The 25,276-nt window shown below is 45.9% G+C and carries 27 protein-coding genes and 3 pseudogenes; 1 reads left to right on the plus strand and 29 read right to left on the minus strand.

Going from position 1 to position 25,276, the window contains the following annotated elements; translation table 11 throughout:
- Positions 1–18: 18 nt before the first annotated feature.
- Entirely contained in the window at positions 19–1,269 is a 1,251-nt protein-coding gene (gene murA, locus DHBDCA_RS14070; protein WP_015044903.1) for a UDP-N-acetylglucosamine 1-carboxyvinyltransferase, read from the minus strand.
- 188 nt (positions 1,270–1,457) lie between these two features.
- Complete coding sequence (locus DHBDCA_RS14075) at positions 1,458–2,090, minus strand: hypothetical protein (RefSeq protein ID WP_015044904.1); 633 nt, start codon at positions 2,088–2,090, stop codon at positions 1,458–1,460.
- A gap of 209 nt (positions 2,091–2,299) precedes the next feature.
- Between DHBDCA_RS14075 and DHBDCA_RS14080 the strand changes: the two genes are divergently transcribed.
- Positions 2,300–2,602: a metal-sensing transcriptional repressor gene (locus tag DHBDCA_RS14080; RefSeq protein WP_015044905.1), complete on the plus strand. Its 303-nt coding sequence runs from the start codon at positions 2,300–2,302 to the stop codon at positions 2,600–2,602.
- A gap of 122 nt (positions 2,603–2,724) precedes the next feature.
- Here the strand turns inward: DHBDCA_RS14080 and DHBDCA_RS14085 are convergent.
- The 27 genes and pseudogenes from DHBDCA_RS14085 to DHBDCA_RS14215 form a co-directional block, all read right to left on the minus strand.
- A pseudogene (locus DHBDCA_RS14085) lies at positions 2,725–3,408 on the minus strand (group II intron maturase-specific domain-containing protein); the annotation flags it as partial.
- A gap of 90 nt (positions 3,409–3,498) precedes the next feature.
- On the minus strand, positions 3,499–4,512 hold the full coding sequence (locus DHBDCA_RS14090; RefSeq protein ID WP_015043255.1) for a site-specific integrase: 1,014 nt from the start codon (positions 4,510–4,512) through the stop codon (positions 3,499–3,501).
- Entirely contained in the window at positions 4,499–5,485 is a 987-nt protein-coding gene (locus DHBDCA_RS14095) for a tyrosine-type recombinase/integrase (RefSeq protein WP_015044907.1), read from the minus strand. The genes DHBDCA_RS14090 and DHBDCA_RS14095 overlap by 14 nt, the downstream gene beginning before the upstream one ends.
- The gene (locus DHBDCA_RS14100; protein WP_015043253.1) at positions 5,478–6,713 is read right to left on the minus strand and encodes a site-specific integrase; all 1,236 of its coding nucleotides are present in this window, start codon (positions 6,711–6,713) and stop codon (positions 5,478–5,480) included. Before DHBDCA_RS14100 ends, DHBDCA_RS14095 begins: the two co-directional genes overlap by 8 nt.
- A gap of 162 nt (positions 6,714–6,875) precedes the next feature.
- Positions 6,876–7,607: pseudogene (locus tag DHBDCA_RS14105) on the minus strand (reverse transcriptase domain-containing protein); the annotation flags it as partial.
- A gap of 460 nt (positions 7,608–8,067) precedes the next feature.
- On the minus strand, positions 8,068–8,469 hold the full coding sequence (locus tag DHBDCA_RS14115; RefSeq protein WP_015044909.1) for a F0F1 ATP synthase subunit epsilon: 402 nt from the start codon (positions 8,467–8,469) through the stop codon (positions 8,068–8,070).
- 2 nt (positions 8,470–8,471) lie between these two features.
- On the minus strand, positions 8,472–9,875 hold the full coding sequence (gene atpD / locus DHBDCA_RS14120) for a F0F1 ATP synthase subunit beta (protein ID WP_015044910.1): 1,404 nt from the start codon (positions 9,873–9,875) through the stop codon (positions 8,472–8,474).
- A gap of 37 nt (positions 9,876–9,912) precedes the next feature.
- Positions 9,913–10,761, minus strand: coding sequence for an ATP synthase F1 subunit gamma (gene atpG / locus DHBDCA_RS14125; RefSeq protein ID WP_015044911.1), 849 nt, complete (start codon positions 10,759–10,761; stop codon positions 9,913–9,915).
- Positions 10,762–10,779: 18 nt separating this feature from the next.
- Positions 10,780–12,282, minus strand: a complete 1,503-nt coding sequence (atpA, locus tag DHBDCA_RS14130) for a F0F1 ATP synthase subunit alpha (RefSeq protein WP_015044912.1) — start codon at positions 12,280–12,282, stop codon at positions 10,780–10,782.
- A 4-nt stretch (positions 12,283–12,286) separates the two neighbouring features.
- Positions 12,287–12,859, minus strand: coding sequence for a F0F1 ATP synthase subunit delta (locus DHBDCA_RS14135; protein WP_015044913.1), 573 nt, complete (start codon positions 12,857–12,859; stop codon positions 12,287–12,289).
- Entirely contained in the window at positions 12,853–13,413 is a 561-nt protein-coding gene (gene atpF / locus DHBDCA_RS14140) for a F0F1 ATP synthase subunit B (RefSeq protein ID WP_015044914.1), read from the minus strand. The genes DHBDCA_RS14135 and atpF overlap by 7 nt, the downstream gene beginning before the upstream one ends.
- 83 nt (positions 13,414–13,496) lie before the next feature.
- Positions 13,497–13,730: a F0F1 ATP synthase subunit C gene (gene atpE, locus DHBDCA_RS14145; protein ID WP_015044915.1), complete on the minus strand. Its 234-nt coding sequence runs from the start codon at positions 13,728–13,730 to the stop codon at positions 13,497–13,499.
- Between the two features lie 86 nt (positions 13,731–13,816).
- Positions 13,817–14,578 carry a F0F1 ATP synthase subunit A gene (gene atpB / locus DHBDCA_RS14150; RefSeq protein ID WP_015044916.1) on the minus strand — a complete coding sequence of 254 codons (762 nt, stop codon included), beginning with the start codon at positions 14,576–14,578 and terminating at the stop codon, positions 13,817–13,819.
- The gene (locus DHBDCA_RS14155) at positions 14,579–14,947 is read right to left on the minus strand and encodes an ATP synthase subunit I (RefSeq protein ID WP_041225842.1); all 369 of its coding nucleotides are present in this window, start codon (positions 14,945–14,947) and stop codon (positions 14,579–14,581) included. It abuts the gene before it with no gap.
- Positions 14,937–15,167, minus strand: coding sequence for an AtpZ/AtpI family protein (locus DHBDCA_RS14160; protein WP_015045411.1), 231 nt, complete (start codon positions 15,165–15,167; stop codon positions 14,937–14,939). Before DHBDCA_RS14160 ends, DHBDCA_RS14155 begins: the two co-directional genes overlap by 11 nt.
- A gap of 182 nt (positions 15,168–15,349) precedes the next feature.
- Positions 15,350–16,507, minus strand: coding sequence for a non-hydrolyzing UDP-N-acetylglucosamine 2-epimerase (gene wecB, locus DHBDCA_RS14165; protein ID WP_015044918.1), 1,158 nt, complete (start codon positions 16,505–16,507; stop codon positions 15,350–15,352).
- Between the two features lie 433 nt (positions 16,508–16,940).
- Positions 16,941–17,396 (minus strand): deoxycytidylate deaminase, encoded by a 456-nt coding sequence (locus DHBDCA_RS14170; protein WP_015044919.1) that lies wholly within the window; start codon positions 17,394–17,396, stop codon positions 16,941–16,943.
- A gap of 158 nt (positions 17,397–17,554) precedes the next feature.
- Positions 17,555–17,650 (minus strand): annotated as a pseudogene (locus DHBDCA_RS15315) (uracil phosphoribosyltransferase); the annotation flags it as partial.
- A gap of 7 nt (positions 17,651–17,657) precedes the next feature.
- Positions 17,658–18,905: a serine hydroxymethyltransferase gene (glyA, locus tag DHBDCA_RS14175; RefSeq protein WP_015044920.1), complete on the minus strand. Its 1,248-nt coding sequence runs from the start codon at positions 18,903–18,905 to the stop codon at positions 17,658–17,660.
- A 109-nt stretch (positions 18,906–19,014) separates the two neighbouring features.
- Positions 19,015–19,578 carry a TIGR01440 family protein gene (locus tag DHBDCA_RS14180; protein WP_015044922.1) on the minus strand — a complete coding sequence of 188 codons (564 nt, stop codon included), beginning with the start codon at positions 19,576–19,578 and terminating at the stop codon, positions 19,015–19,017.
- Between the two features lie 52 nt (positions 19,579–19,630).
- Positions 19,631–20,074, minus strand: a complete 444-nt coding sequence (rpiB, locus tag DHBDCA_RS14185) for a ribose 5-phosphate isomerase B (protein ID WP_015044923.1) — start codon at positions 20,072–20,074, stop codon at positions 19,631–19,633.
- A gap of 60 nt (positions 20,075–20,134) precedes the next feature.
- Positions 20,135–20,584, minus strand: a complete 450-nt coding sequence (locus DHBDCA_RS14190; RefSeq protein ID WP_015044924.1) for a low molecular weight protein arginine phosphatase — start codon at positions 20,582–20,584, stop codon at positions 20,135–20,137.
- A 42-nt stretch (positions 20,585–20,626) separates the two neighbouring features.
- Positions 20,627–21,175: a manganese efflux pump MntP gene (locus tag DHBDCA_RS14195; RefSeq protein ID WP_015044925.1), complete on the minus strand. Its 549-nt coding sequence runs from the start codon at positions 21,173–21,175 to the stop codon at positions 20,627–20,629.
- Positions 21,166–22,284 (minus strand): L-threonylcarbamoyladenylate synthase, encoded by a 1,119-nt coding sequence (locus DHBDCA_RS14200; RefSeq protein ID WP_015044926.1) that lies wholly within the window; start codon positions 22,282–22,284, stop codon positions 21,166–21,168. The genes DHBDCA_RS14195 and DHBDCA_RS14200 overlap by 10 nt, the downstream gene beginning before the upstream one ends.
- A gap of 58 nt (positions 22,285–22,342) precedes the next feature.
- Entirely contained in the window at positions 22,343–23,221 is an 879-nt protein-coding gene (gene prmC / locus DHBDCA_RS14205; RefSeq protein WP_015044927.1) for a peptide chain release factor N(5)-glutamine methyltransferase, read from the minus strand.
- Positions 23,222–23,253: 32 nt separating this feature from the next.
- Positions 23,254–24,321, minus strand: a complete 1,068-nt coding sequence (gene prfA / locus DHBDCA_RS14210) for a peptide chain release factor 1 (protein ID WP_015044928.1) — start codon at positions 24,319–24,321, stop codon at positions 23,254–23,256.
- A gap of 28 nt (positions 24,322–24,349) precedes the next feature.
- On the minus strand, positions 24,350–25,228 hold the full coding sequence (locus DHBDCA_RS14215) for a DUF1385 domain-containing protein (RefSeq protein ID WP_015044929.1): 879 nt from the start codon (positions 25,226–25,228) through the stop codon (positions 24,350–24,352).
- Positions 25,229–25,276 lie beyond the last annotated feature (48 nt).

Here is a 25,276-nt window from a genome sequence, read left to right on the forward strand (position 1 = left end):
TGATACAAACGAAGTCGGTTATTCTTCTTTCGTGATATTGGCACCAATACCCCTTAATTTAACTTCAAGGTATTCATAACCTCTTTCAATATGATGAATCTCTCTGATTTCCGAGGTGCCATTGGCCGTCAGTGCTGCCAGAACAAGGCCCGCTCCGGCCCGCAAATCACTCGCACTTACGGTAGCGGGATGAAGGTTCTCCACTCCCTGGACAATCGCACTTCTGCCCTCAATCCGGATATCTGCGCCCATTCTTTTCAGTTCTTCGACATGCATGAATCTGTTTTCAAAAACGGTCTCTGTAACCATTGAAGTCCCATGGGCCCGTGTAAGCATCGCCATGATCGGAGCCTGCAGATCGGTTGAAAACCCCGGATGCACTTGGGTCTTAATATCTACAGCATGATAGTTTCCTTTGCCAATGACTCTTATGCCGTCATCTTCCTCTTTATATACCACGCCGGCTTCATCAAGTTTGGCCAAGAGCGAGGTCAAGTGAACTGGGATAACGTTCCGTACCAAGACTTCACCGCCGCAGGCCGCAGCCATCAAGATGTATGTTCCTGCTTCAATCCGGTCCGGGATGATTGTATGTGTGGTCCCATGGAGTTCTTTGACCCCTTCAATGTTAATGATATTCGTGCCTGCGCCGCGAATTTTGCCGCCCATTTCGTTAATAAAATTGGCGAGGTCAACAATTTCGGGCTCCTGAGCAGCATTCTCAACAATGGTCGTGCCCTCCGCGTTTACTGCAGCCATCATGATATTCTCGGTTGCTCCAACGCTCGGAAAATCCAGATATATTCTTGCCGCTTTCAGTCTGGAGGCTGAAACGTCCAAAAAACCATTATCCATACGGACCTGGGCTCCCAGTAGCTCCAAACCTTTAATATGCCAGTTGATCGGTCTGGACCCGATCGCGCATCCACCGGGATGAGAAATCCTGATTCTGCCCTTGCGGGCAAGCAAAGGGCCCATAATAAATATAGATGCTCTCATTTTGGAGATAAGATCGTAAGGAGCCTCTATGTTTTCGATATCCCTGGTTTCAATATGTAATTTCTTGTTCTTTCTTTTAACCTTCCCCCCCAGAGATTCGATAACCTGCCCCATGACTTGAACGTCGAGCAGATCGGGGGCTTCCTCCAAAATAATCTTATCTGAAGTCAGCAGACTTGCTGCGATGATCGGCAATATGGCGTTCTTCGCGCCGCTGACATCCACTTTCCCTTCCAGTTCTCTTCCGCCTGTCACAACAAATTTGCTCAAATTATTGTCATCTCCTGACCTATTTCTAAACTACGATTATATCATGATTCGGTCCAAACAATCCAGTATTAATCATCCCATATCCGGTTTTCCATTTCAACAGTAATAGTTCTTTTCTTCCGGTCTTTTTTCCTGCAAGCAGGAAAGAAAACTTATTCGTACTATATCAACCTTAAAGTTATTATATCCTATACTTCCTCGAGGAGAGCCGGCAGCGCAAGTACAGTCTTTCCACGATTATCTCCGGATTTTCTGGTCACCGCCTGTATATTGATTGTATCCTTCCCGGCTTTAATGCCCTGGCCTGATCCCCAGGTATAACCGGACAGAGCATAGAGCGATGGAATATCTGTTTCTTGAATAATGCTGACAATGTTCATTTTAAAATAACGTTGGATATCAATTTCTTGATCAACGCTTTCTTCAAGGTATACTTTTGTTTCCCGGCCGGATAATCGAAAGCTCAGTACTTCATACGTGTTGAGAACATCGCTTTCTTGGTCCTGATCAACTTCCAGCTCTGCGCTGTACTGATAGGCCGTTCTGTTGGCAAAGTCGCTCAGGACAGCTTTATTCCATAGCAAGCCGCTTGACTGCAAAACATTTTCTATTTCCTTCTGACTGCTGCTATCTTCCGTCCAGATAATATATTTTACTCGGGCATTTTGGCAAGATACAAGTCCCGAATGAAGAAGCAGCACAAGATTCCTGTCAGGATTGCTTTGGGCTTTAATGCTACTGACAATCCCGGCTGCTGATCCTGATAAGACGATAATGGTCAGGGATATGAACAAACAAAGCAAGGTCTTTTTTCCAGACACGTTCTCTCACTCCAGCTTACTGATTTTTAGTTGTCTTTAATTCAAATGTCATCAACTATTAATAGTTTGACCAAAGTGGAGATTCCCAAAACATAAGAGATTTTTTTAGATTTTTTAGATTCCTTTAGCTATGTCGCCAGAAGCCTTTTCATGGTAAAATGTTATATATCAATTTTCTGACAGGTACTCAACAGAAGGGAGCCACTCCAATGGAAAACAACAGCCTTGAGCATGAGCATCTCCATGCCCATTCCCATCCAAACAAGAAAAATGTCTTAAATCGCTTGGCCAGAGTAATCGGCCATCTGGAAGGTATAAAAAGAATGGTTGACGATGAAGTAGACTGCAGTGAAATACTGATACAACTGTCGGCTGTCCGCTCCGCACTTAACAATACCGGTAAAGTCATCTTGAGTGACCATATCAATCACTGTTTGGTCCATGCTTATGAGGAAAACAATACCGAAGTCATCGACAGACTGAATGATGCTATTGACAAATTTCTAAAATAAATGCGGAATAGATTATGATCAGATAAGACCAATCGGGTAGGAGGCTACTCATTAATTGGGTAGCCGACCTCCCACAGCACCGTACGTACCGTTCGGTATACGGCGCTTCCAAAGTTTACACTTCACTTTGCAGAATAACATTCTTTGAAACTAAGATATCCAATCCGCTTGAATCGCTCATTGGATAGGGCTTTCGTCAAAATCGGGCTATGGGCTATGCGCCAATAGCCTTTTCTTGTGTTTGCCCACATCCATGCTTGGGTTTCTTTTATACCCGCTTTCTTGAGGTTTTCATAACGTGTTCGAATTTTCTTCCATCGTTTCCAAGTCACCATTCTTATACGACTTCTTAGCCATTCGTCTAAGTCCCCAAGCAAACTCCTTGCGTCTGCAAATTTGAAGTAATTTGTCCATCCTCGCACTACCTGATTGAGTTTTATTCGGCGTTCTTCGATTCCCATCCCGTTACTACGCCCAGTTACCTCTCGGATTTTGTCTTTGAGTTTCTGGATGCTCCTCGGATGGATTCTCAGCCGCCCTTCTCCCCGGTAGATATAGAAGCTATATCCCAGATACTTGACATAGTTTACATGTGAGACCCTCGTTTTCTCCCTGTTGACCCTAAGAAATAGCTTTCCTTCGATGAACGGAAGAATGTGGTCTAGCGTACGTCTTGCCGCTTTCTTACTTTTGCAGAAGATCATCATATCGTCTGCATAACGTACAAAGCGGTGTCCTCGCTGTTCTAACTCATGGTCACATTCGTTGAGCATAATATTGCCTAGCAATGGGCTTAAGGGGCCGCCTTATGCAAAGTAAATGATTATGCAAAGTAAATCCCTAAAGCTACCGTGTTTCGGGTGTTTCATCAAGATTTACTTTGCATAATATCTGGACTACTTGAGATTCGAAAGCCAGACAAGTAATGCAGCATCTTTATTCCAATCAGGAAGATTACTATCTACCAAATCTGGATAGGCATTCTCAATAGCCTTGCGTTTCAACTCAGAATCACACTTTGCATAAATTTCGGTGGTTTTGATATCCTCATGCCCAAGAAAGTCTCGGATATAGATAAGGTTGACACCGGCCTGCAGCAGGTGCATGCTTTTCGAATGTCGAAACATATGGGGCATCACTTTCTCCGGCACAATCGTGGATATCTTTCTTGCTAAACTAACGTACTGAGAAATAATGTAAGCTATGCCTTCCTTTGTGAGCTTGTTGTGCTGCTTATTAATAAAGAGAGGATAATCACTTTTCCAGGGCTTATCAAGGGAATTCTCCTGAATATAATGCTCCAACAAAGTCATAGTGTTTTTCATCAGTGGAACCCTTCGTACCTTATTACCTTTTCCTGTAAGGATAAGTACTGCTGGATTATTGAGTACAACATCACGCACCTTGAGGTCGGCTAATTCCTGCACCCTGCATCCGGAGTCGTAAAGGACGCTTAACAGTGTTAGATCTCGTCTGCCTTTTGATGTCATCTTGCCAGGCTGTGATAATAAAAGTTTCATTGCCTCAGGCGTCAGATGTGGTACCGATGGTTTGGATGTCTTCTTAATTGGTATGGCTATTACCTTTTGGAAATGAAGTATTCCTGACGGTTCTTCGTACTGTGCATACCGGTAAAAGGAATGTATGGCTGCAAGCCTCTGATTCCGAGTTGCAATGCTGCACTTGCGACTTTTTTCAATCCATTCCAAGAAATCAGTAATCAGCCCATTTGTCAGCATACTCATCTTCAGCTTTTCGACAGGGATGTCCCTCTGTTCCTGACAATACCGGATTAATAATTTAAAGGTATCACGGTAGGACGCTATTGTATTTCTGCTTGCATTTTTCTGCCCGGGCAGATATATGGAAAGGAATTCTGTAAGGTAGGTAGCAAAATCAGTCGGTTTCATCGGCACTACCTTCCAGTCTTGGAATGATGTCTGGATAACATCCTTCCAATTTGATAGATATGTCCGGAAAAACATCAGCAGTCAGCCTAAGGTAATACGCTGTTTCCTCAAAAGAATCATGCCCCATATATGTTTTCAGTACTGGAAGATATGCTGCAAGGTCTTTTCCTTGTATAACCCAATTTTTTAGGCAGTGACACGCGTATGCATGTCGAAAATCTTGGACTCTCGGTCCTTTTCCCCTCCCGCCGTGAGAAATGCCAACTCTCCATAAAAAACGCCTGAAATTGTGGTAAACGTTCCCTAAAGTCATTGGTTTTCCATTTAATCCTGGGAAGAACCAATCAGTTTCTTTTAAGAACATATGCACATTCGCAGAAAAATTCCGGCATCGTTCTGTAAGTTCGTCTGACATCGGAACCAATCGGCTGTTATCTTTCTTTGAATGATGAATGGACAGTATGCCTGTTTCAAGATTCACATCTGATACTTTCAGGAGTCTTGCTTCTGAGGAACGAAGGCCACAGGAATAAACCATACGAAAGAATACTGGCATGATGAGGTGGCGATATGGACATTCACTGACATAGTGGCATTGATCTGTCTCATGGAAGAAACGCTGCAGTTCATTTTCCGTATAGATATGAGGCACATATTGTTCTTCCGTGGGGTAATAGCCTTTCGGTAGGACGTATGCGCCAATCTCCACACTGTCCATATATATGGCAAGTTGCCGTAGGATCGAAGCCCTCGTACACTGATTGGCCTGTGCCTCATAACATTTTTTTGAGCACCAATCTAACACTATTTCCTTTGTAAGCATTGTTGCTTCAGGATATTTTTGTTCAGTAAAGGAAGAAAACCGCAATAGATGCCTTGCTTCTGCCTCATATTTGTAGCCGATTGCTTTCTTCAGGGAGACATGGTTTTCAATATGCTCTGCAAATGGTCCTTTAAACAGGTAATTACTCATACACATCCACCTCCGGAGTACCTAAACAGCATTCCTTCAGTTTATTGACATCCACTTTCAAATAAACAGCCGTGGAGTCCGTGTTGGTATGACCCAGTATATCTGATATAACAGCAAGAGGGGTGTCATGCTCAAGCATTCTTGAAGCCGCCGTATGGCGAAGCGAATGCATACCCCGGTGCTTTTTCAAGGTCGGCAGATGGGCAATCCGCATATAATCTCGAATTAACTGATGCAGATGATCACTTTCTGAAAAAGGCAGAAATGGTGCCAAATGTCTCACAAATACAATCGGTGAATCAATTTTGGGCCTGCCATATTTCAGATAATCGATGACAGCCCATCCCACTTCAGAAGGAATTGGTAGGTTGACTGTTTCCCTTGTTTTTGACTGGGCGAATATCAGTTTATTTTCTTCCCAGCGGAAACAACCAAAAGTAAGGTTTTTGATATCATTAACCCTAAGACCTAACACGCAAGCTAGAAGAATAATGGCATAGTCCCGTTTCCCCTTTGGATTTCCACGGTCAATGGCACCTATCAGTAAGTCCAATTCTTCTTTCGTCCAGACAGATGGGATGCGTGTCTGTTTACGAGCCTGAACCATTGGTGTCTTGGATGCCAAGTCTGTTTTCAGGATGTCCTGCTCCTGTAAATATCTTAAAAATGAACGTATGGAACATATGATTTGTTCCACAGTTTTATAGGTATACCCAGCTAGTGTTCGGATATAGCTGTTGATAACAGGGAGCCTAATATCATAGCAGTGACTGATTCCTTGAGAAATAAGATAATCCATGAAACGCTGCGATTGTTTCACGTAATGTTCAACCGTCACCTTGGAATAATCTTTGCGTTCGCAGTATTTTTTGAAATCGTTGCTGATATCTATGTAATACGAATCGGTAAGCAATTCTCGATGTTTATAATACCGTCTTAAAACAGTGCGGTGGAGCTGGAAGTCGCCTACTATCCGGATGACACGCAGCTCCTGAGTATCGCGCTGAGAAAGAGTTTTTTCAAAATCCTTTTTCCAAATGTCGAAGTATTTTTCAATGAAGTCAATTCCAAGCTGCTCGCTGAAGTATACTTCAGCACGTGACTTGGCAAATTCCATAAGCATCTGCCAACGCCGGCGATAAAACTTTAATGTAGCTTCTGTATAGCCGAGGCGCTTCATTTCCTGCTCAAGTTCTTCTAGAAGTACTGGTAACGGTTTGTTATGCATAAGAATCCCTCCAAAAAGATATTTTGAGTTAATTACTCATTATCATTTTGGACATTATGCAAAGTAAATTTAACATAACTTCAGATTCCATCAGTGTTTCACGACTTTACTTTGCATAACTACTTTCTTTGCATAAGGTGGATTATGCAAAGCTTAGCATAAACCCCCTTGCGGTACACCCTCCGGACTTTCTTCAAACAGTCCATCCACTAAAACTCCTGCTCTCAGGAATTTATGGATGAGCGAGATAACCCGTCCATCTTTTATCGTTTCGGATAAAATTTGGACCAACTTGCTCTGGTTGACCGTATCAAAATACTTTTCCAAATCCATGTCGACGACATATTTATAGCCCTCTGTGATTTGTTTTTGGCATTTTCTCAATGCATCATGTGCGCTTCGATTTGGTCGAAATCCAAAACTGCTATTCGAAAACTGCTTCTCGAAGATTGGACTCAGGACTTGCGTAATCGCTTGTTGGATTAGCCTGTCAACGACGGTAGGTATTCCTAGTTTTCTTGTTTTTCCGTTATCTTTGGGTATTTCTACCCTCCGTACGGGTTGTGGACGGTACTTACCGTCCCAGAGGGATTCTATGAGTTCATCCCTGTGGTCTCTTAGGAAGGGTAGAAGTTCATCCACCTGCATGCCATCGATTCCACCTGCGCCTTTATTTCTCTTCACCTGCTTGTACGCTCGGTTTAGATTTTCGGCGCTAAGAATTTGCTCGAGTAATCCTTCTTTCTGCTCATCTGTGTTGGTGCTATCGGGTTCAGTCATCTTGGGCGGCGCGCACTCTTCTGCATACTCTTTCTGTTCCGCAGATACCCTTTGCAGATAGTCTTCAATTTGAAGTTGTCTGTGTTTTGAATTGCCACTTTCAGTAACTTTCATTGACCCACACCTCCTTTGATTCGGCCCTTCCGTCGGTGCCTAGAACACCTCTGTACTATAGCTTCAGCTGACTCCTCACGACAAATCTTGTTTCAACCGGGTTTCTTACTCTGTTTCCACCCGTCCGTGAGGCCTCCCACGGTAAGACGATTCACTTTCATTCCATGTCCCGCAACATTTACGCTGACGTGTCCGTGTAGCTTTAGGGCTTTGACTTGTATCGCAGTCTTACCCCACGTTTTGCGCCTGATATTGTTCGTGTTCCTCGGGGCGGAACTTTGCCGCTGGCTTCCTTCAGATTCCACCTCGCGGTGGACACCCTTGCCTTAAGCTAATGGCTGGTCGCTACATACCCCCATAACGGACTTTCACCGTCAAGTTAATCGCCATGCGTGGCGCACGATAAGAAAAGGATGCAGCAATATGATCGCTGCATCCTTTTTTACTTTTGAACCTAAGGCTATTTTTCTATTGCTCTAAGCCTAGCGACAGCTCTTTTCAAGGCAACCTCCGCTCGGATCATGTCCGTCTCGGCCTGTTTTTCACCGAGGCGTTTTTCAGCGCGCTCTTTGGCCGCCTCTGCTCTCGCGACGTCGATAGATTCCGCAAGCTCGGCGGTGTTGGCCAGGATCGTTGCCTTGTTCTGGGCAACTTCCAAAAATCCGCCGCCAATTGCCATTTTCTCCACTTTGCCGTTTTGCGTATAGCGAACGACCCCGATTACCAGGTTGGCAATGAGTGGAGAGTGGTTGGCTAAGATGCCGAGTTCTCCCTCCGCTCCAGGTGCCAGGACAAATTCGACTTCCGTATTCAGAACTTCGCCGGCAGGTGCCACGACAACAAAGTTAAACGTTCCAGCCATGGTTATACAGCTCCCAACTGTTTCGCTTTTTCAACCGCCTCTTCGATCGTTCCGACATACCGGAACGCTTCTTCAGGCAGACTATCGTGCTTACCTTCGCAGATTTCTTTAAAGCTCCGAATCGTATCTTTGACCGGTACGTATTTGCCTTTCATGCCGGTGAAGGCCTCGGCTACACTGAACGGCTGGGAAAGGAAAATCTGAATGCGGCGGGCTCGGTTAACGAGAAGTTTGTCATCTTCGCTGAGCTCGTCCATACCAAGGATCGCAATAATATCCTGAAGCTCTTTATAACGCTGCAGGATCTTCTGCACTTCGCGGGCAACTTCGTAATGCTCCTGGCCAACGATGTCCGGGGTCATGATCTGGGAACTGGAATCCAGCGGGTCCACCGCCGGGTAAATACCCATTTCGGAAATCGAACGGGAAAGAACCGTTTTGGCATCCAAATGTGCAAAGGCCGTAGCCGGTGCGGGGTCCGTCAAGTCATCCGCCGGCACATAAATAGCCTGAACGGAGGTAATGGAACCTTTCTTCGTTGAAGTGATGCGTTCCTGCAGGTTGCCCATTTCCGTAGCCAGGGTCGGCTGATAGCCTACCGCCGACGGCATGCGGCCCAAAAGTGCGGACACTTCAGATCCGGCTTGGGTAAAGCGGAAAATATTATCGATGAAGAGGAGCACGTCCTGTCCCTGTTCATCGCGGAAAAATTCAGCCTGGGTAAGACCGGTCAGTCCTACTCTTAAGCGGGCACCGGGGGGTTCGTTCATCTGACCGAACACCATAGTCATCTTGTTAATAACGCCGGATTCCTTCATTTCATTCCAGAGGTCATTCCCTTCACGGGTACGTTCACCAACGCCGGCAAATACGGAAATACCGCCGTGCTGGGTTGCGATATTATTAATGAGCTCCTGGATCAGAACGGTCTTGCCTACGCCGGCACCGCCGAACAGACCAATCTTACCACCTTTGGCATACGGTGCTAAGAGATCGACGACTTTGATCCCTGTTTCCAGCATGGTGTCTGTGGTTTCCTGATCGACAAACGGTGGTGCTTTGCGATGGATCGGGAATTTTAGTTCCGTATTCACATTGGGCAGATTGTCGATCGGTTCTCCCAAGACATTGAACATTCTCCCCAATGTTTCAGTACCGACACTGACAGTGATCGGTGCACCGGTATTCACGGCTTCTACACCCCTTGTCAGACCGTCGGTGGACGACATCGCAATACAACGTACGGTGTCGTTGCCTAGATGCTGGGCAACTTCCAAAGTCAGTTTGGAGTTCTTTACTTCGTTTTGAATGACAATCGCACTATAAATTTCCGGCAGGGCATCGGGATCAAATTCGATGTCAACAACCGGACCCATGACTTGAATTACTTTACCTATTTTTGACACAAGTTTGCAACCTCCTTTGATAAGGTACGAAAAGCAGCTACTCCAGAGCCGCAGCTCCCCCTACAATTTCAGAAATTTCCTTGGTAATCGCTGCCTGACGGGCTCTGTTCATCATTAAAGTCAACTTGCCAATCATTTCTTTGGCATTTTCCGTTGCTGAATCCATCGCCGTCATTTTTGCCCCCATTTCACTAGCCTTGCTTTCCAGGAGGGCGCTGAAAATCTGACTTTCAACATAGCTGGGGAGTAACCGATCCAACATTTGCTGGGGTTCAGGCTCGAAGATGTAGCTACCGCTGGCCTTTTCTGCGGATGGCTCAATCGGCAGTAATTTGATAGCGGTTGGTTCCTGACTCAAAACCGAAATGAATTTGGAATAAACGAGGTAGACCTCATCTAATTCTCCACGTGTATATAACCCAATGACATCTTTAGCAATGCCTTTGGCGTGGCCATAATTGGGGCTATCCCCCAATCCGGTAAATTGTGTAATGATTTCAGCATTACGTCTGGTAAAAAAATCAATGCCTTTCCGGCCTACTGCTACCAAACCGGCTTGAACGTCCGTCTTTTCATCAAGCAGACTCCTGGTCATACGATTCAAGTTGGTATTAAAGCCTCCGCACAGACCGCGGTCTGACGTTACGAGGATATATCCCACTTTCTTCACCGGACGTTTTTCCAGAAGCGGATGTCTTGCCTCCGCCTGGTTCTGAACGAGACGGGCCAGAACACTCTGAAGCTGTTTGGCATATGGGCGGGAAGCGATGACTTTTTCCTGAGACTTCCGTAATTTCGCGGCAGCTACCATCTTCATGGCTTTAGTGATCTGCTGCATATTGGCTACACTACGGATCCGTCTGCGAATATCGCGTACTCCTGCCACTTCATTCACCTACTCTTTCTAGACTAAAAAGCCTTGTTTGAACTCATTGATCGCGTCGCCGATTTCTTTCATGAGCTCGTTGGAAAGAGCTTTCTCCGTACGAATTTTCTCAGGGACCTTAGTCGTACGCATGAAGCGGAGAAGTTCCTGTTCGAATTCTTTCATTCTTTCCATGGGGACATCATCGATATAGCCTTTGGTCGCCGCAAAAATAATGATAACCTGCTCTTCGACCGGCATCGGCTGATATTGTCCCTGTTTCAGGATTTCCATCGTTTTTTGGCCGCGGTTAAGACGCGCCTGGGTCGCTTTATCCAGATCGGATCCGAACTGGGCAAAAGCAGCTAATTCACGGTAAGCTGCCAGGTCCAGACGAAGCTGACCGGCTACCTGCTTCATGGCTTTGATCTGAGCGGATCCGCCAACACGCGATACCGAGATACCGACGTTGATGGCCGGACGGAAACCGGAAAAGAACAAGTCTGCTTCCAGGAAGATCTGGCCGTCGGTAATGGAAATAACGTTGGTCGGGATATAGGCGGAAACGTCACCGGCCTGGGTCTCAATAATCGGCAGCGCGGTGAGTGACCCGCTTCCCTTTTCCGGGGACAGCTTTGCCGCACGTTCCAGCAAACGGGAATGCAGATAGAAAACGTCTCCGGGATAAGCTTCACGTCCGGGCGGACGTTTCAACAAGAGCGATAGTTCACGATAAGCAACAGCCTGTTTGGAGAGGTCATCATAAACAACCAGGACATGCTGGCCGTTATCGCGGAAGTATTCTCCTATCGCGCAGCCGGAATATGGCGCAATATAAAGCATTGGTGCCGGGTCGGAGGCTGTAGCCATAACAACGATCGAGTATTCCATCGCGCCCTGCTCTTCCAGCTTCTTCACAACACTTGCGACGGTCGACTGTTTCTGACCGATTGCAACATAAATACAGATACAATTCTGACCTTTTTGATTGATGATGGTGTCCACGGCCAGCGCGGTTTTACCTGTCTGGCGGTCACCAATGATCAGCTCACGTTGTCCGCGACCGATCGGCACCATGGAGTCGATGGATTTCAGACCGGTTTGCAGCGGCTCATGCACGGATTTTCTGTCAACAACACCGGGAGCAACCGATTCGATCGGACGGTATCCGGCTGGAACGATCTCCCCTTTGCCATCGACAGGTTGTCCAAGAACGTTGACAACACGGCCAATTAAGCTTTCTCCTACCGGTACTTCCACAATCCTGCCGGTACGCTTGACCTGGTCGCCTTCTTTAATCGCAGCATAAGGTCCTAGGATAACGCAGCCGATGTTGTCCTCTTCCAGGTTCATGGCCATCCCATATATACCGCCGGGGAACTCCAGAAGCTCACCGGACATCGCCTTCTCCAAGCCATAAACACGCGCAATACCATCACCTACCTGGATAACGGTACCAACATCAACGACTTCGAGGGCTGATTCATAACGCTCGATTTGCTGTTTAATAATAGAACTAATTTCTTCGGGACGTAAATTCATTCTTTTAGTTCACCCCTACTTCCTGCTGAGGTTTTAACGATGTTTTTTTCAATTCATCACGTATTTTAGACAATGCGGTTGTAATTGAGCCATCCATCACACGATCTCCCACTTGAAGTTTGGCTCCACCGATCAATGTCGGATTTACTTCGGAAAGTAAACGAACATTCTTGCCAGTCGATCTGGCAATCATTTCTTTGAGTTTTTCCTCTTGCGCCGGAGTCAGTGCTGTGGCACTGGTAACTTTTGCTTCGATTAAGTTGCGTGCTTCATTGGCCAGACGTGCAAATTCACGCTGAACCAGGCTGAGGAGATTCTGTCTCCTGCGATCAATCAACAGATAAACAAAATGACTGGTCATGTCAGAAACAGTGTCATCAAGTATCTTCGCCAGGACCTTCTTTTTGGTTTCTGCTTCAATATTGGGATGGTTCAGCAAAACTTTCAGCTCATTATTTTGGGCTACAATTTCCGCCAAATCATGCAGTTCTTTATCGATTTGATCGAGGACAGACATCTCAACAGCTAATTCAAAAAGAGCCTGCGCATAGCGATGTGCGAGAGCGCCGTTTAACATGGCCGATCCCCTACCTCTTGAATAAATTGTTCAATGAGAGCTTCCTGACCCGTGATATCCAGTTTGTGCCGAATAATTTTTTCAGCAACGGCTATGGACATATCGGCTACCTGGGCTTTAACATCGGCAATTGCCCTGTCGCGTTCCCGTCCAATGTCGGCCAGGGCCGACTGTTTGATTTTTTCGGTTTCCTTACGGGCTTCCAGGATAATTTCTTCCGCACGCAGTTCGCTGCTCTTGGTAGCCTTCTCAATAATTTCCTGAGCTTGCTGACGGGCTTGACGCATTTCTTGTTGGTATTCCAGCCGGATTCTTTCAGCTTCTTTTCTTTCCTGTTCGGCTTGGGCCAGGTTATTTTCAATACCCTGACGGCGTTTTTCCATCATATTCATAATGGGTGTCCAAGCAAACTTTTTCAGGATCCAAACTAAAAGCAAAAATGAAAGGAGCTGAACAAAATATGTGTAGTCAAAATGTAACGGGCTATTTGTCGTAGGACCAGCAGGAGCCGCTGAGGCAATCGAATTGGTAAAACCTATTACGAAGGGATTCAAGCGATATTCCCCCTCCTCTCTATTTTGAGTAGTAGATTAATACAGTAACGTCATTCAATTGTTGCATTTTACTGAAGTACACCTCAGGACTTCGTAAAGAACATTAACAGCGCCATGATGATGGACAAGAGGGGAAGAATCTCAACCAGCGCAATACCAATAAACATGGTGCTCATTAAAGTTCCTCTGGCTTCAGGTTGACGTGCAATCCCATCAATTGTGCTGGCAACAACGTTTCCATTACCCATAGCAGCTCCAATGGCCGCACCCGCGGCAGCAATACCAGTACCTATCAACGCAGCAGCAGTGATATCCATATTAAATTTCCTCCTTAAATAAATAAATTCATTTTGTATTTATTGATTTCAGATTGCTTCTTTTTAGCTCTGAAATAATACCGTTGTTAGTGAGACTCTTCGATAGCTTGGCCAACATAGGCCACCGTTAATATTGTAAAAACATAGGATTGGATGACTGCGATAAATACGCAGAAAATGAGCCAGAATGGCATCGGAATAACTCCACCGAAGGCAAATATACCCGGGATCATGAGAATGACTGCAATCAGGATTTCTCCGGCATAAATATTGCCGAATAGCCGGAAAGCTAAGGTCAAAGGCTTGGCGACAAAATCAATAATGTGAAGGATCGCAAAAGGCGGATAGGGTTCAAGAAAGTGTTTGAAATAGTGCGCGCCTTTATATTTAAGTCCATAGACCAATACTAAAACAATCGTTATTGTCGATAAGGCAAAGGTCGTATTAACATCTGCTGTCGGCGACGAAAACGTTGTTGTTCGCGCACTGAAAATTGCTCCGCCAAACATCTCATTGATTCTAGCAAAGTGTACGTGATCGAGTAAGGGTGCAAATATATTGGGAATCAAGCCAATCATGTTCGCAAAAAATACAAACAAAATAAGGGAAAGAAGATACCCGAGCAATGACGATCCTTTTTTATAGTTCATATTATCAGAGATAAGGCCCCTGACAAAATCAATGATCCATTCCAAAAGATTTTGAAGTTTTCCGGGCGTCCCACTTGTCAGTTTGCGCTTACAAAGAAAGACAAAACCCAGAAGAAGTATCATCGTGACCCAAGTCATAATCAGAGTCTTCGCATGCACAGTGCCATTTCCCAATACCCATAGTACGGTATCATGCATTTAATTTTCACCACCTTTCATTTTTCTTAGTTGATGTCTTGCTACAATTATAGGGATAACAATACCAATCATCATTCCTATAGCTACATAATAAAGCCATTCCGGTTGGAACTTTGCGACAACAGCAAATACCAACGTAATGATTACCAACCTGAATACTAAGCTTTTGTAGTATGTTTTTAGGGCTGCTTTCTTATCTTTGTCCATTGCTTTTCGAGCGTCCCTAAGTAGCCACTTAACATTAATTATGCCCGTATAATAGCCGATCAATAAACCGACAAGGGGATAAAAGTCTGCTCGCCATATCACGACTAAAACAGTGATGCAGAGAATAACCGTCAATATCTGAATAAATCTGCTATTTTCCATCTGTTTTACCTAACTTTAAATAAATTAATATTAGAGATAGTATACTGAACAAAATGCCTAAAATCATCAAAGCTGCCTTAAATAAAGGGTCAGTACCAAAACAAGTATCCAAATAATTTCCTAAAAAATATCCTCCTACTTCCAAGCCAACAAGAGCAGAAGCACTTGATGATCCCCAAAGCATATACTTGACAACGTCACTCGTAAATTTGTCAGCCATCTGGCTCCCTCAAATCTCATGGTTTTTCGTTGACAACATAATATATAATGCAAGATTTATACCAACTGCACTTGCCGTCAAATGCCGCGTAGAATCAGGATTGATCGTTCATTCACATAATCATCAGTTTTCATTTTGCAATTTTTTGAGGTTATTTTTGTTTTATTAAGAAATTCTTGTGATCAGATGCAGAAAATCTTATGATCAAAAAATTTTTCAACAATAATTTGGGTGATTCTTGCGCTTGATCTGCCGTCTCCGTATGGATTTGTCGCTTGAGACATTTTTCCATAAGCATCCTGGTCGGTTAATAGCTGCTGAATGCTTTCAACGACCTTATTGTATTGTGTCCCAACCAGTAATACGGTTCCTGAATCGACAGCTTCAGGCCGTTCAGTCGTATCCCTGACCACCAGAACGGGCTTGCCCAGTGAAGGGGCCTCTTCTTGGATCCCCCCGGAGTCTGACAGGATCAAATAGGCCTTTGCCATTAGATTTACAAAGGGTTCGTAATCCAAAGGTTCAATTAAATGGACCTTTTCATTGCCTCCTAAGACCTCCGTGACTACTTTCCTGACCGTAGGGTTCTTATGCATCGGGAATATAACATAGGTATCCGGAAATTCCCGCAGGACTGTTTCCAGCGCCTGATAGATCTGCCGCATGGGTTCTCCCCAATTCTCTCGGCGGTGCGTTGTCATTAGGATCATTCGTTTATCTTTATTTGCTTCTAAAATCCTGTTTAAGTCTATATCCGCAAACTGATATTCCGGCTTAACGGTACTTAATAAGGCATCGATTACTGTGTTGCCTGTAACAAATATATTCTCCGGGTCGACCCCTTCGCGCAGCAGATTACTTCTCGATACTTCGGTAGGTGCAAAATGCAGGTCTGCTAAACCGCTGGTAAGTTTCCGATTGATTTCCTCCGGCCAGGGAGAATATTTCTGGCCAGTTCGCAAACCAGCCTCGATATGGCCGATCGGGATCTTATGATAAAAAGCTGTTAGGGCTGATGCAAAAGTAGTTGTAGTATCCCCTTGTACCAAGATCAAATTCGGTTTTTCCTTGATCAATATCTCATCCATTCCTGTCAGCACTCCAGTGGTAAGGGTGGCAAGAGTCTGTCCATGCTTCATTAAATCAAGATCATAATCAGGTACAATATCAAAGAGTTTAACAACCTGATCCAGCATCTCACGATGCTGGGCAGTAACAACAACCAGGCTATCAACGTCGCCCCGCTTTTCTAATGCTTTTACGACAGGTGCCATCTTAATAGCCTCAGGTCTGGTTCCAAATACAGTCATGACCTTATATTTTCTTTGCTTCAATTCCACAATATTTCCCCCACTGTTGGGCAATGCCTGAAGGCGTTGACCGCAAAGACCTTTAATCTTAAATATTATACACGCCCAAGGCATTTTTCGCAAATATATACAATTATATATATGATTGTCCTTATTTTGTTGATTACTAGGGATATTTCTACTTATTTTTCAGAATGCTCCAAGCTACTCATGGCACCACGGCACTAGGCCATCCTTGGCCGTCGTGAGCCGCGTTCCTTGTCAACTTGCCATGTCATCCAGGATTATTTAACCCCGTAAAGGCTATCTAAACGCCTTCACGCCTCCTGCCCGTCGCCATGCTCCGCTTGATGCTGGAATCGTGGCAGGGATACCTAATATGGAGTAAATAACTGAGAGTAAAAAAATGATGCAAATAGTTTGTGTGAACTATTCGCATACAGCTCCATCATCCTATGGTTTATTACTCGCTTGTTTCGAAGCGAATATTCTTTTTTTTACCGTTTTCATCAAGATAAGCAACCCGTTTGATCATCGCATTTTTAATCATTCTCCGGCACAGCAGACAGGGTTCCCCCGATGCTTTTTCTCCATCAAATTCATAGCCGGATATGTAGATTGTGGCTCCCTGCATTTTTACGGGATCACCGGCAATAATCGCATTTTGTTCAGCGTGAACCGCCATACACAACTCATATCTTTCCCCTTTGGGAACATTATACCGTTCCCTGACACATTCCCCGATGTCAATGCAGTTGGGTTCCCCTCTGGCAGCGCCGTTGTAACCTGTGCTAACAATAATATTGTCTTTGACAATCACTGCGCCATAATTGCGCCTTAAGCAGGTCGACCGCCTGGCCACCAGCTGGGCAAGATCAAGGAAATATTCGTCCCACGCTGGCCTGGTTTGATTTTTCATCACACTACTCCCCGCATTCCGCTTTCCTTTGCCAAAAAGTACATTGAATTTTTGTCTGCTATGATAATTCTCTATTTTTAGTATACTCGTGCCAGACGCTGCTGTCATTATATCTGTTAGGATCTTTTTCTGTTCATTTTCTGCTTCTTCTCTGTTGTTTATTCTTTTGTTCCAAACAGTCTGTCCCCAGCATCTCCGACTCTTGGAACAATATAGGCGGATTCGTTTAAGCATTGATTAATAGCCGCAACGTAGGTTAGGTTACTTATACAAAGGAAATCTTCCGCAAATATCTTTGACAATCGCTTCGGCCCGGGCAATTCTTGAAGCATCACTGCCGGCAGTCAGCGTCAGGTCAATCGCCTCAGTGATCAGATCCATCTCGGCTTCCTTCAACCCTCTGGTCGTGACCGCAGGCGAACCGATCCGTATACCGCTCGTTACATTGGCCCCCTGAGGATCAAACGGGATCGTATTTTTATTCACGGTAATGCCGACACTGTCCAGCCGTGTTTCAGCTTCTTTGCCTGTCAGCCCCTTGCGTCTGACATCTAGCAGCAGCAAATGGTTGTCCGTACCGCCTGAAACCAAACGGAATCCTCTTGCCAGAAATCCTTTGGCTAATGCCTGGGCATTTTGCAAAATCTGCTGCTGGTATTCAACAAATCCTGGCTGAAGAGCTTCACCGAAAGCAACGGCCTTGGCTGCGATCACATGCATCAGCGGGCCGCCCTGAATTCCGGGGAATATCGCTTTATTGATCTTTGGCCCGAATTCCTCTTTGCAGAGAATAAGCCCGCCTCTTGGCCCCCTTAAGGTCTTATGGGTTGTGCTGGTTACAAAATGCGCATAGGGAATGGGGCTCGGATGAAGACCGACTGCTACCAGACCTGCAATATGCGCCATATCAATCATCACGTAAGCACCAACTTCATCGGCGATTTCTCTGATCCGTTTAAAATCGATCTGGCGAGGGTAAGCACTCGCTCCGCCGACAATCATCTTTGGTTTATGGGCAAGCGCCAGTTTATGCAGATTGTCGTAATCGATCCGTTCTGTTTCCTTATCAACGCCATATTCAATAAAATTGAAATACTTTCCCGAGATGTTGACCTGACTCCCGTGCGTAAGATGCCCTCCATGCGACAAGTTCATGCCCAGAACCGTGTCCCCAGGATTCAGCATGGCAAAATAAACTGCTGTATTGGCCTGTGCTCCTGAATGGGGCTGAACATTAGCGTGTTCCGCATTAAACAGTTTCTTGACCCTTTCCCTGGCCAGATTTTCAACAATATCAACATACTCGCATCCGCCGTAATAACGTTTTCCCGGATATCCTTCAGCGTATTTGTTTGTCAGGACCGAACCCTGAGCAGCCATAACTGCCCTGCTGACAAAGTTTTCCGAAGCAATGAGTTCAATTTTATTTTCCTGTCTGTTTTCTTCCAGCTCTATGGCTTTTGCTGCATCAGGGTCCTGGGACGCTAAATATTTCCGAATGTAATCCATCTTAATATCCACCTCTATCATAAATAACTAGGATACCGTTTCCTTTTCTGGTATCTTGTCAACCTTAGAATTATTCTGTTTAGCATATGCTGCCTCTGTCCTGGCCGCCTCAGTCGCAGGGATAAGAAGCTCTCGGGCCGCCGACATATTTCGGCCGCGTTTTGGCAAGGTTAAGATGAGCCGCACCGAGGTTTCGGACATCAATCCTTAGCGGAACGGCGACCGGACGAAGATGCATACCAATCAACGTGTCTCCGATATCGATCCCGGCATCAGCCCTAACCTGTTCAACAGCAACGGGATCGGAAAAATTCCCCCAGGCAGTCAGGGACATTGCCCCGCCTGCTGAAAGCGACGGTATCACCACGACGGGTTCAAAATTCAGCCTGTCCGCCGCCTTTCTTTCCACGATAAGCACCCGGTTTAAATGCTCACAGCATTGAATCGCCAGAAAAATCCCAAGCTTGTCCGCCCATCTCCGAAGTGGTTCGAACAGAATATCAGCCACTTCTTTGCTACCGGCTTTGCCAATCTTCTCCCCGATAATCTCACTCGTGCTGCAGCCGACAACCAGCAGCTGCCCAGGCGTTAGTCCAGCTGTATCCTCGAATGCCTGAAGAATATGCTCCCACTCATCTTTGATTTGCCGAAGCATTTCCTTCTTATCTGTCATAGTACCCTCACGCCTTTCTTATTTTTCGGGCCAGTATCCTCAGCCTAAAAAATTAAGATCGCTGTTCAAAATCGCTGATCATATCTACTCTTCTGGCATGTTTCCACCCGCTGAAGGATGTCGTCAAAAAAGTCTCGACAATATCCAGCGCAACGCCCTGACCAATTACTCTTGCTCCGAGTGCTAAGATATTGGCGTTATTATGCTGCCTCGCCATCTTGGCCATATAACTGTCGGTACAAAGGGCAGCCCGGATTCCCTTGACTTTATTGGCTGCGATGGAAATCCCTATTCCGGTGCCGCAGACCACGATTCCAGAATCCGCTTTATTTTCGATCACTGCTTTCCCGACATTGAAGCCATACTCCGGATAATCAACGGAAATGTCGCTGTCTGTACCGCAATCTAGAATCTCGTGGCCTTTTTCCGCAAGAAATTCTTTGATGCACTCCTTAAGCTGATATCCTGCATGATCTGCACCCAATGCAATTTTCATTTCTGCCTCCTGAACTCCGTAGTTTTTATCATCATTTTTTTAATCTAGCATTTACAGGCGCTAACTATTCCCTCGATACCGCCGTACTCCGGCTTTGATCATTTCTTCAATTTCTTCCGCACAGAACCTGTATGTTTCCAGAGATCCCAGCCATGGGTCGGAAATTTCTTTATCCAAACCAGCCCATTCTCCGAGTTGCATGATTTTATCCTGATATTCCGGATAAATACCGAACAATACTTTTTTCTGAGCTTTGGTCATTGTCAGGATCAGATCAGCAGTAGCGAGCGTATCTTTTTGCAGCCTGACCGCCCGATACCGCCGGGCATCAATTCCCTTTTCCTGAAGAATTTCCCCTGCATACGGACTGACGGGATCGCCATCCAAAGCCTGAATACCGGCCGAAAAAAGCTCATACCCTTCCGGAAAATATAAGCGGGCAAGACCTTCTGCCATCGGACTGCGGCATGTATTTCCTGTACAAACAAACAAGATTTTCATAGATATCATTATACCCTCTTTTCCGGACTAGTAAATTAAAATTCGATTAACTTAGAAAACAAGACCGAAGGCCATTCTCAGGCCAATCAGAAACAAGATGCCGCCACCGACGGCTTCCGCTTTGCTGCCGGCCCAGGTGCCGATTCTTCGACCAAGAAGAATGCCTCCTCCTGTCATGATGCCTGCGGTAAAACCCATGATCAGGGTTGCCGGCAGGATCATACTGACAAACGTACCCAGAGAAAATCCGACACTCAGCGCGTCAAGGCTGACGCTTCCTGCCAAAACGAAAATTCCGAATCCTTTTAAACTCGGGATGTTTTTTTCTCCCGATCCCCGAATGGCTCCCAGAATCATTTTACTGCCAAGCCAGAGCAAAATGACAGCTCCGATCCCAACTGCAACATTGCCAAATAGCAATCCAAGTTTCTGTCCAATCCACAAACCCAAAAGCGGCATGAAAACATGAAATACTGCCACGACAGCACTCAACCGCAGCGCTATTTTATTGTCGATCCCAATCATTCCTAAAGCAAGCGAGAAGGAAAAGGCATCCATCCCTAGTGCTATCGATACCGCTATGATCCATATTAATTCCAAGTGTTTTCCTCCTTAGTTTCGGTCAGATTGGGATACCTGCTCCCTGGACCAAAATTTTTTTTGCCAGCTGCTTTCTTCAAACGGTTCATAAAAGCAAGCCCTATTCCTTCTTCTGCAATCTCCTCCGCCAGAATGGTGTCGATGTTTTGCTCGTCACACAGTCTCAGTCCTTCAAACAGACGGCTGGCAGCTGAATCAAGATTATTCCTGGAACCAAGTGCAAATATCATATCGGCCTTGCCGGTCGTATCTCCGGTCAGTCTGGCGACCGTTTCGTCCAAACACAGTACTGCAGTCCTTGCCGCGTTGTTTTTGTTCCTCAGATATTTTGTCATCTTTTCAGCTTTTTCAGAGGTACTACCACTGAATAAAATGATTTCACCTTCCGGTGCGTAATGTCTATATTTCATACCAGGCGACCTGGGCTCTACGGTCGGCTGTCCGTGATCAGCACTGCGGTCCAGTTCGACCTTCCCCAGCACTGCCCGAAGCTGTTCAAGCGTAATTCCTCCCGGGCGCAAAATTGTTGGTAGTTCCCCGGTCAAATCGAGCACAGTCGATTCAAGACCCACTGTACAAGATCCGGCATCAATCAGCAACGGAATCTTCCCTTTCAAATCCCGCCAAACATGCTCCGCATTGGTCGGACTGGGCTTTCCCGATATATTCGCACTCGGCGCGGCCAACGGACAACCCGCTGCTTCAATCAGGGCCAGGGCAACAGGGTGACTCGGCATTCTGACCGCCACCGTGTCCAGTCCTCCGCTGACGATTTCCGGAATATGCGCTCCCTTGGGCAGTACCAGCGTTAAAGGTCCTGGCCAGAAATTCCGCGCGCAGACTTCAGCCTGCGGCGGCCAAACACGGACAAGCTGCTGTGCTTCGTCCAAGGCAGCAACATGAACAATCAGCGGATTATCCGAAGGTCGTCCTTTTACCGCATATATTTTGGCACAGGCTTCGCTGTCCAGCGCATTGGCGCCAAGCCCATAAACGGTCTCGGTAGGAAATGCCACGACTTCACCCTGTCGGAGCAAAGCTGCTGCTTCCTGCAATTCTTTATCCTGTATGATGCTGTCCGACCTCAGCCGAATTCTTTTTGTCTCCATGACAGCTCCTTCGTGCCCCTATCCAAACGGCGGTTTCCAACCGGTTATTAACGAAATACTATTCCTTGCGGGCCAGCACTATTCTATCCAGACCAGCGTAATCAGAAAATAATTCGGTTTGATATCCGGCGGCCTTAAATAATTCCCGAACCTGGGTTCCCTGGGAATACCCGATTTCCACCAAAATTATTCCCCCATTGCTCAAGAATTCTGTTGCTTTCATAGCAATCCTCCGGTAAAAATCCAGGCCATCTTTCCCAGCCAGCAGGGCTAAGACAGGCTCTTTCCTGACTTCGGGCGGACACTCCAGAATTTCCTGTTCTGAGATGTACGGAGGATTGGAAACAATCAGGCTGAATTTTTCTCCCTGTACCGGTGCAAAAAGATCTCCCAGACGAAAGTCAATATTCACATTCATCTTGGCCGCATTGATTTTAGCGACAGTCAACGCTTCAGAAGACATATCAACAGCGACAACGGACGCCTGATTCCAATAATAGGCCACAGCAACGGCAATTGCCCCGCTGCCTGTGCAAAGATCAAGAACCTTTGTAGAAACTTCCTTATTTTCTCGTTCTCTACCTATATTCTTGCCCAATTTCAGGACTTTCTCAACTAGAAGTTCCGTTTCTGGCCTCGGGATCAGAACGCTTGGGTCCACAAAGAAATCAAGACCCATAAATTCACGGGTCTTAAGCAGATAAGCAAGTGGTTCCCTCTGACCACGTCGTTTCAGGAAATCATTATAGATCTCTTTTTCCGGGGAAGCGATTACCCTGTCACGCTCGGCATATAGTTTGTCTCTCGTCGTTTTAAGCACAAAGGCCAGAATAAGATCCGCCTCCACCCGGGCGTCAGCTACCCCGCACTGCCCTAAATACTGTGTGCCTTGCCGAAGCAGCTCCATTGGCCGATGAGCATCAAGTCTGTCTGTCATACCCGGTAAACTCCTGCTTTCATCTTTGTCCATTAGACCGAAGCTTTGAGCCTTTCGGCATGATCTGCCGAAATCAATGCCGTAATGATTTCTTCGATGTCACCCATCAAAATGCTATCCAGTTTATGCAGTGTAAGGCCGATACGATGATCGGAAACCCTGCCCTGCGGATAGTTGTACGTTCGAATGCGCTCACTGCGGTCACCTGTCCCTACCTGGCTTTTACGTTCCTGGGCAATCTCGCCGGCTGCTTCTTCCTGAGCTTTTTCCAACAGCCTGGCTCTGAGTACTTTTAAGGCTTTATCCTTATTCTTGTGCTGGGATTTTTCATCCTGGCAAGAGACCACGATCCCCGTCGGCAAGTGGGTAATGCGGACTGCCGACTGTGTCGTATTTACAGACTGACCACCAGGGCCGCTGGAACAAAAAATATCGATCCTGATATCGTTCGGGTTAATCGCAACATCGACTTCCTCGGCCTCAGGTAGTACGGCAACCGTCACGGTAGACGTATGAATCCTGCCGCCGGATTCGGTCGCAGGAATTCGCTGAACACGGTGAACACCGCTTTCATATTTCAGTCTGCTATAAGCACCCTGTCCTTCGATCATAAAAATAATCTCTTTAAAGCCGCCAATATCCGTGAAACTGGCACTTAAGGGTTCGGTCTTCCAGTTCTGACTTTCGGCATATTTTGTATACATCTTGTATAAATCACCTGCGAACAAAGCCGCTTCATCTCCGCCAGCGCCGGCTCTAATCTCCATAATGACGTTTTTCTCATCATTCGGATCCTTCGGCAGGAGCAGGATTTTCAAATCCCCTTCCAGCTTTTTTTTGCTCTTTGTTAATTCATCCTGTTCGGCCTCGGCCATTTCTCTCATTTCAGGATCGCGTTCCCCGTCAAGCATGCCTTTCAGATCTTCAATCTGCCGGTTTATTTCTTTATATTCTCGGAATACTGCGACTATATCTGTAAGCGCCGACTGGCTTCTGGCATATTTCTGAAAATCAGCCTGATTGGCGATGATCTCCGGCTTGGCCAGGAGTTCTGTCAAGTCGTCATATTTTTTTTCTATCTCTTCGAGCCTGTTTAGCATGTTTTAACCTCTCCCAAATGAATTTTATCTATGAAAGTTCCTGTCCGGTCGCGAGTACCCCGTTAAGCGCAGCAATCGCAACCTCAAGTTGGGAGTCGTCCGGTTCCCTGGTCGTAAGCTTCTGCAGCAGAAGGCCGGGAACTATGATCCACTTTAAAAACATCGATTTGGAAAATCTCCCTGACAGCTTCAAAAGCTCGTACGAAATTCCAGCTACTAGCGGCATCAGGATGATTCGGGAAACGATACGCCACCACAGAGGATCCACGCCCAAAAAGGCAAAAACAAAGATACTGACGACAACAACAATAAGCAAGAAGCTCGTCCCGCACCGGGGATGCAGTCTGGAGTATTTCCGGATGTTCTCCGGATTCAGTTCCACGCCAGCTTCATGCGCAAATATTGCTTTATGTTCTGCCCCATGGTATTGAAACACCCTCTGAATATCCTTTAATCTGGATATCAGAAGGATATATAGAAATAACACAATAAGACGAATGAGGCCTTCGACAATATTTTGCAGTACGGTACCCGGAAAAATATCTGTCAATAAATGAGCGGAAGCTGTCGGTATTCCGACAAATAACAGGAGTCCGGCAGCAAAGGCAATAACGATCGTTAACACCATCGCCCAAAAGCCAAGCTCCTCTCCTTCTTCTTCGCCGACAGCGCGGTCGGCGGAAAACATCAAAGCTTTGGTTCCGATTACCAAAGATTCAAGCAGTGCAACAAAACCCCGAATGATCGGCAATTTAAGAACTGGCTTCTGAGACCAGGGATGAATATCTTGGGTCGTTACTTCAATCTCTCCGTTGGGTAGACGAACAGCCATCGCAATCGCCCGTGGCCCGCGCATCATTACGCCTTCAATCAGCGCTTGCCCTCCATATTGAACAGGTTTTTCCATAAATTTAAACCTCCAGGCCTAATAACCGAAAAGCAGAGCTTACGCTCT

It is taken from the genome of Dehalobacter sp. DCA, assembly GCF_000305775.1.
Classification (GTDB): domain Bacteria; phylum Bacillota; class Desulfitobacteriia; order Desulfitobacteriales; family Syntrophobotulaceae; genus Dehalobacter; species Dehalobacter alkaniphilus.

What these genes read in the sequence shown, in the direction of transcription:
- DHBDCA_RS14080 (WP_015044905.1), top strand. Translation starts at nt 2,300, where the DNA reads ATGGAAAACAACAGCCTTGAGCATGAGCATCTCCATGCCCATTCCCAT.
- DHBDCA_RS14090 (WP_015043255.1), bottom strand. Translation starts at nt 4,512, where the DNA reads ATGAAACCGACTGATTTTGCTACCTACCTTACAGAATTCCTTTCCATA.
- DHBDCA_RS14095 (WP_015044907.1), bottom strand. Translation starts at nt 5,485, where the DNA reads ATGAGTAATTACCTGTTTAAAGGACCATTTGCAGAGCATATTGAAAAC.
- DHBDCA_RS14100 (WP_015043253.1), bottom strand. Translation starts at nt 6,713, where the DNA reads ATGCATAACAAACCGTTACCAGTACTTCTAGAAGAACTTGAGCAGGAA.
- DHBDCA_RS14115 (WP_015044909.1), bottom strand. Translation starts at nt 8,469, where the DNA reads ATGGCTGGAACGTTTAACTTTGTTGTCGTGGCACCTGCCGGCGAAGTT.
- atpA (WP_015044912.1), bottom strand. Translation starts at nt 12,282, where the DNA reads ATGAATTTACGTCCCGAAGAAATTAGTTCTATTATTAAACAGCAAATC.
- DHBDCA_RS14135 (WP_015044913.1), bottom strand. Translation starts at nt 12,859, where the DNA reads ATGTTAAACGGCGCTCTCGCACATCGCTATGCGCAGGCTCTTTTTGAA.
- atpE (WP_015044915.1), bottom strand. Translation starts at nt 13,730, where the DNA reads ATGGATATCACTGCTGCTGCGTTGATAGGTACTGGTATTGCTGCCGCG.
- atpB (WP_015044916.1), bottom strand. Translation starts at nt 14,578, where the DNA reads ATGCATGATACCGTACTATGGGTATTGGGAAATGGCACTGTGCATGCG.
- DHBDCA_RS14155 (WP_041225842.1), bottom strand. Translation starts at nt 14,947, where the DNA reads ATGGAAAATAGCAGATTTATTCAGATATTGACGGTTATTCTCTGCATC.
- DHBDCA_RS14160 (WP_015045411.1), bottom strand. Translation starts at nt 15,167, where the DNA reads ATGGCTGACAAATTTACGAGTGACGTTGTCAAGTATATGCTTTGGGGA.
- DHBDCA_RS14170 (WP_015044919.1), bottom strand. Translation starts at nt 17,396, where the DNA reads ATGAAAAATCAAACCAGGCCAGCGTGGGACGAATATTTCCTTGATCTT.
- glyA (WP_015044920.1), bottom strand. Translation starts at nt 18,905, where the DNA reads ATGGATTACATTCGGAAATATTTAGCGTCCCAGGACCCTGATGCAGCA.
- DHBDCA_RS14180 (WP_015044922.1), bottom strand. Translation starts at nt 19,578, where the DNA reads ATGACAGATAAGAAGGAAATGCTTCGGCAAATCAAAGATGAGTGGGAG.
- rpiB (WP_015044923.1), bottom strand. Translation starts at nt 20,074, where the DNA reads ATGAAAATTGCATTGGGTGCAGATCATGCAGGATATCAGCTTAAGGAG.
- DHBDCA_RS14190 (WP_015044924.1), bottom strand. Translation starts at nt 20,584, where the DNA reads ATGATATCTATGAAAATCTTGTTTGTTTGTACAGGAAATACATGCCGC.
- DHBDCA_RS14200 (WP_015044926.1), bottom strand. Translation starts at nt 22,284, where the DNA reads ATGGAGACAAAAAGAATTCGGCTGAGGTCGGACAGCATCATACAGGAT.
- prmC (WP_015044927.1), bottom strand. Translation starts at nt 23,221, where the DNA reads ATGACAGACAGACTTGATGCTCATCGGCCAATGGAGCTGCTTCGGCAA.
- prfA (WP_015044928.1), bottom strand. Translation starts at nt 24,321, where the DNA reads ATGCTAAACAGGCTCGAAGAGATAGAAAAAAAATATGACGACTTGACA.
- DHBDCA_RS14215 (WP_015044929.1), bottom strand. Translation starts at nt 25,228, where the DNA reads ATGGAAAAACCTGTTCAATATGGAGGGCAAGCGCTGATTGAAGGCGTA.